Annotated in this window: 4 protein-coding genes and 3 tRNA genes; all 7 read right to left on the bottom strand. The window is 52.3% G+C overall.

The genetic code is table 11. The annotated features are described in order from the left end of the window. Nucleotides 1–185 (bottom strand): GTP-binding protein (locus tag CKW17_RS24425; protein ID WP_244891356.1); only part of this gene is annotated, 185 nt, incomplete at its 3' end. An 85-nt stretch (nt 186–270) separates the two neighbouring features. Further along, nucleotides 271–346, bottom strand: a tRNA-Thr gene (locus CKW17_RS24430). Between the two features lie 26 nt (nt 347–372). Then, nucleotides 373–446 (bottom strand) — tRNA-Gly (locus CKW17_RS24435). A gap of 25 nt (nt 447–471) precedes the next feature. Then, nucleotides 472–556 (bottom strand) — tRNA-Tyr (locus tag CKW17_RS24440). A gap of 143 nt (nt 557–699) precedes the next feature. After that, entirely contained in the window at nt 700–1,131 is a 432-nt protein-coding gene (locus CKW17_RS24445) for a hypothetical protein (protein ID WP_095122216.1), read from the bottom strand. Nucleotides 1,132–1,138: 7 nt separating this feature from the next. Beyond that, a complete protein-coding gene (locus tag CKW17_RS24450) occupies nt 1,139–1,891 on the bottom strand; it encodes a pantothenate kinase (protein ID WP_095122218.1) in 753 nt (250 codons plus the stop codon). Further along, entirely contained in the window at nt 1,881–2,834 is a 954-nt protein-coding gene (gene birA / locus CKW17_RS24455; protein ID WP_095122219.1) for a bifunctional biotin--[acetyl-CoA-carboxylase] ligase/biotin operon repressor BirA, read from the bottom strand. The genes CKW17_RS24450 and birA overlap by 11 nt, the downstream gene beginning before the upstream one ends. Nucleotides 2,835–3,044: the final 210 nt, after the last annotated feature.

Here is a 3,044-nt window from a genome sequence, read left to right on the forward strand (position 1 = left end):
GTGATACCGCGAGCTTTTTCTTCTGGAGCGCTGTCGATCTTGTCGAACTCAACTACGGCCGAACCGAAAACTTCGGAGCAGACGCGAGTCAGAGCAGCGGTCAGAGTGGTTTTACCGTGGTCAACGTGACCAATGGTCCCAACGTTGACGTGGGGCAGGGAACGATCAAATTTTTCCTTAGCCATCGATATCACCCTCAACAGAAGAAATTAGACAAACAATATCAACCATTAAAACAAAGGCAGATATTTTCATATCTGCCTTGTTATATGGAGCTCTTGAGCGGATTTGAACCGCTGACCTCACCCTTACCAAGGGTGTGCTCTACCAACTGAGCTACAAGAGCAAAACACTTTGCACAACCTGCAAACTTGGAGCGGGTAGCGGGAATCGAACCCGCATCATCAGCTTGGAAGGCTGAGGTTCTACCACTAAACTATACCCGCGGAGCCTGCAGCTCACGCTTAAATCTGGTGGAGGGAGAAGGATTCGAACCTTCGAAGTCGTAGACGTCAGATTTACAGTCTGATCCCTTTGGCCGCTCGGGAACCCCTCCTAATCAGGCCGGCATTCTATACCATGCCAAACCCCTGTCAAGCATTTTCTCATTTAAAAACCTGAGGTTAGCTGCGTTGACATCGCTTCACTTTGAATTCCTGTTTAGGTCTTCGCTGTGGAGCGGGCGCCATTCTATGCAAACTATTCAGTAGGTGCAACCCCCTCACATAGCATTATTTTATGTTTTAACTCATTGAATTCGTTGGAAAGGTTTTGCAACTGTACATCCCCCAGCAAACGCTGGCCCTGAGGCGAAACAGACAACCAATAACCAGCCCCAGATACATCCCTCGCCGAAGATTTTACATCAACCCCCATTTCAGCCAGACGCTGCTGGAGCGCTGGAATCGATTCCTGCCGAGAAAAACCGCCAAGGAAAAGACACTGCTGCCGACGCCCCGCCTGCCCCTCCCGAACCTCACCCGTCGTTTCGCTGAGCAAGCGAATGTCTTGCTGGGAACCTCGATACAAACTAAGAGGCGTCACGTCCTTCGCCCGCAAGGGCGCCTCCTGCTGATGCCAGACATAATAGAAACCATTAAGAACAAGGAGCAGGAGAAACAACCAACGCATACAAACCTCAGAAAAAGGGACACGCCATAGCCAAGCCCACAAAAACGAGGTCGGGTACGACTCGGGCCTCAGGCGCGACATCTGCGACCAAAACAGCATCACCGCCAGTTATAAAGACTGCGAAATCTTTCCCCCAGTAGGAACTCGCCATTTCCAGTTGAGTCAGCACAAAACCTCGCAACATTAACGAACACCCACGCTCCACCGCCTCAACAGTGCTCCGCCCAGGCGCATTGCTGGACAGCGCGCGTTCAGCCGCCAGGTCGCCATAGCGAATCTTGCGGGTATGAGTACGCAACTGATTTCGCATCAACGGCATCCCCGGGCAAATAAAGCCGCCCAAATGCTCTCCATCAGCGGCAATAAAATCAGCAGTTACTGCCGTACCGAAATCGAGTACCAGGCAAGCGCTGCCCGATGCCAGATGAAACCCGCCAAGCATGGCCAACCATCTATCGAGCCCGAGACGCTCGTAGTCTTCATAACCATTTTTGACACCAGACATTTCACGAGCGGACTTAGCGCACACAACCGAAATACCGAACTCCCGCTCGATCGCATCGATCAATGCATCAGTTTCCTCTGCAGTCCTAACACTCACCAGGCGACACTTGCGCAGCACAATCCCATCAAGAGATCTCAGACTATCAAGCAACGCCAGATCAGAATCGACAACCCCTTCAGAAAAGAGAGCGTCGGGCGCAGCCTTCAGTACTCGCCATTTAATAAAGCTGTTCCCGCAGTCGAGCTCAAGAATCATCACGCAACCTCAGACTGAGCTCACCACCACTAAAGACTTTTTCCACGCCACTCACCTTCAGGCGCAGAGCACCCTGACTATCTATTCCGAGCACCACGCCATTTACCTGACTCGAACCCGCAATCAATGATACAGGCCGATCCTGCCACAGGTGATTGGCCTCCCATTCAGCCTGGAGAACCGAGAAACCATCCGCCTGATGACGCTGGATGTAAGCACTTAACTGCTCACTCAGCTCAACCACCAAAGCATTACGATCACTGCTCTTGCCTGACTCAAGCCGGATAGAGGTCCACTGCTGGTCAACCTCATCAGCAAGCTGCATATTCACGTTGATACCAATACCCAACACCACATGGCAAACATCTGCCGGATCTCCAACGAGCTCCAGAAGAATGCCGGCGATTTTCTTGCTACCTACCAAGACATCGTTGGGCCACTTCAATCCGGCACTTGGCACACCAAAATTTCGCAGAGCCTGCAAGACAGCCAACCCCACGACAAGACTCAAGCCCTCGAGCTGGCGCATTCCGCCATCAATACGCAGGACAAGGCTGTAATAAAGATTTTCAGCGAACGGACTCACCCATTTTCGACCTCTTCGCCCACGCCCGGAGACTTGCCGTTCTGCGAGCACCAAAAAGGGGGCCAAACTACCTTGGCCGATCGCGCGCAAAGCCTCAGCGTTTGTCGAGTCGACCGAATCCAGAACGGTCACCGGCCAGCTTGGCGCCATTGCAGATATAGTCAGAGAGTCGAGCAGCATCAATGGTGCAGCCAGTTGATAGCCCCGCCCCCGAACTTTATGAATGGATAAGCCAAGATCAGCCTCTAGATGCTGAAGCTGCTTCCATACCGCACTTCGACTTATTCCCAGGGCAGCGCCCAGATCCTGACCAGAATGGAATCGACCATCCTTCAGAAGGTTCAACAACGTCAGCATGCAGGTCTCGCCTCACAATGAGGCCCGAATAATAGCCATGCCCCGGGCCGTTGCATAGAAATCAAGCAGATACATTTCCTGCGGGCAAAACAAAACCCCAACTGCTTTCGCAATTGGGGTTTCGGAATTTAATCTTGACGATGACCTACTCTCACATGGGGAAACCCCACACTACCATCGGCGATGCATCGTTTCACTGCTGAGTTCGGG

This window comes from Pseudomonas sp. Irchel s3f10 (assembly GCF_900187515.1).
Lineage (GTDB): Bacteria > Pseudomonadota > Gammaproteobacteria > Pseudomonadales > Pseudomonadaceae > Aquipseudomonas > Aquipseudomonas tensinigenes.

Bases quoted from the DNA above. Each gene is read 5' to 3' on its own strand.
- birA (WP_095122219.1), bottom strand. From the start codon at position 2,834: ATGCTGACGTTGTTGAACCTTCTGAAGGATGGTCGATTCCATTCTGGT.
- CKW17_RS24445 (WP_095122216.1), bottom strand. From the start codon at position 1,131: ATGCGTTGGTTGTTTCTCCTGCTCCTTGTTCTTAATGGTTTCTATTAT.
- CKW17_RS24450 (WP_095122218.1), bottom strand. From the start codon at position 1,891: ATGATTCTTGAGCTCGACTGCGGGAACAGCTTTATTAAATGGCGAGTA.